Origin of the sequence: Marinobacter halodurans (genome assembly GCF_004327985.1) — a bacterium.
In the GTDB taxonomy this organism is placed as follows: Bacteria; Pseudomonadota; Gammaproteobacteria; order Pseudomonadales; family Oleiphilaceae; genus Marinobacter_A; species Marinobacter_A halodurans.
Map to the genome: position 1 here is coordinate 1 of NZ_SJDL01000262.1, position 217 is coordinate 217.

1 protein-coding gene is annotated in these 217 nt (G+C 64.5%); it reads left to right on the plus strand.

The window, feature by feature from the left end; all coding sequences use genetic code 11:
• Positions 1-217, plus strand: a 217-nt coding sequence (locus EZI54_RS24300; RefSeq protein WP_242674602.1) for a phage late control D family protein, incomplete at both ends; no start/stop codon positions are given.

Sequence of the window (217 nt, forward strand, 5' to 3'; positions counted from 1 at the left end):
GACCCGACCACCGCCGGTCAGCCGATCGTGATCGCCGACCATCACCGGGATGCGCCACAACTGCCCGAGGTAGGCTACAACGCCACGTCCGGCGGTTCCCACAAGACCCCCTGCGTCTTTAAATTCAGCTACACCGAGACCGTCTCCGTCGCCGGTGTGGCCCTGAAGGACTACACCTTCAGGAACCCCGCCTACGCCCTGATGCACCAGGCCCATG